The following is a 1366-nucleotide window of genomic DNA, read 5'->3' as shown; positions in this document are numbered from 1 at the left end:
ACTATAGTTAACTAGTATAATAAACAGTCGATTATTATGCTAGAATTAAAGGGATTGTTTATGCGCATTTCTCTTTTTAAAATACAATTTTTATAATCAATTAGAGGGGGTTATATGTCTTATACTATTGCTGGTGAAGTTGAAACGTTAAACAAAAAATCTAACAAGAATGAAGGGGTTATGTTACTACATAATCCAGCTTATCGTGAAAAGTATAAAGAACGTTTTGATGAAGCTCAGAGAAAAGTTATGGATATGGTTCAGTTTTATGATGGGACAATAGTATTAATAGAGAATAAAATCGCTATGTATTACTACACTTGGCACAGTAAAAAAAGAGAGTTTGAGCGTAAAAAACAACAAACAGTAGTGAAAAACAATGACTCAGCATAGAGTCTTTTATATGGTAAGCTAAGTGGTATTACTTCACTATAGCTTTTCCATATAATTTATCTATCACATTAGTGAAATATTTCAGCTCTTTATACCCTCCATGTTTAACTTTATTATGCTCTATATATGATTTATCATCGTTAAGCTTGATGAAAAATATTGGAGTGGCTGTGATACCAAGTTTATTAATTGCCAGTGATTTATCATTTACGATTTTATCCATTATTTTCTTATCATTAATGCATTGGTTAAATGCATCTTGCTTTAAGTTGCTTAGTGCAGCAATTCTTTGTAGTAAAGTCAAATCACTTAAATTGTAGTAATTCCACGAATCTATTGAGTTAAAAACAGCTTTGTTAAAATTAAAGTAGTCTTCTTGTTTTTCGTAGCAATGACTTAGCATTGCAGCCTTTAGCCCTCTGTAATCCAAAGGAAAATGACGAAATATATATAACATCTTACCTGTGTCTATATATTTCTCTTTAATTTTAGGAAAAACATTCCCATGAAAAAGAGAGCAGTGATAACAAGTTAATGAAGCATATTCTATCATTAGAATTGGTGCTTTTGGATCTCCTAATAATTTATCATTAGGTAATGGCGATAATAGCTCATTTGATGTTATTTCATTGGGTTTTTTTTGAATGTATTGGTTATCGGATAAATCTTGCTTAACAACTGCATAAGAATTAACACTTATGAAAATTAATAAAAACAATAGTCTAAAAATCATTACAATATAAACACTTAACTTACTAAAAAAAATTATACATTTATATTAATAATGTCAAGATAACTTTTGTTTAGCAAGGCTTTCAGCCCTATCTTTAAATGCAGCAATTATTTTACTTTGTGTATACTTATATACTGAGTTTAATAAAGTGGAAAATGAGTTGGACTTAAACTTAAACTCTATATAAAACTTTACCATAGTTTTATTTTCATCTATGGGAATGAATTGCCATTCATTGTA

Annotated in this window: 3 protein-coding genes; 1 reads left to right on the top strand and 2 read right to left on the bottom strand. The window is 28.4% G+C overall.

The genetic code is table 11. The annotated features are described in order from the left end of the window. Positions 1 to 114: 114 nt before the first annotated feature. On the top strand, positions 115 to 393 hold the full coding sequence (locus ACIPNH_RS00170) for a DUF2671 domain-containing protein (RefSeq protein ID WP_006279425.1): 279 nt from the start codon (positions 115 to 117) through the stop codon (positions 391 to 393). A gap of 28 nt (positions 394 to 421) precedes the next feature. Here ACIPNH_RS00170 and ACIPNH_RS00165 read toward each other — a convergent pair whose 3' ends face one another. Continuing rightward, positions 422 to 1126 carry a DsbA family protein gene (locus ACIPNH_RS00165; protein ID WP_400770772.1) on the bottom strand — a complete coding sequence of 235 codons (705 nt, stop codon included), beginning with the start codon at positions 1124 to 1126 and terminating at the stop codon, positions 422 to 424. 54 nt (positions 1127 to 1180) lie between these two features. Beyond that, a partial coding sequence (locus tag ACIPNH_RS00160) for an SRPBCC family protein (RefSeq protein ID WP_458695305.1) occupies positions 1181 to 1366 on the bottom strand: 186 nt, incomplete at its 5' end.

The organism is Wolbachia endosymbiont of Drosophila barbarae (assembly GCF_044752445.1).
Lineage (GTDB): Bacteria > Pseudomonadota > Alphaproteobacteria > Rickettsiales > Anaplasmataceae > Wolbachia > Wolbachia pipientis.
Note: the sequence above shows the minus strand (reverse complement) of the source record. Positions and strands in the feature narration are given on the sequence as shown.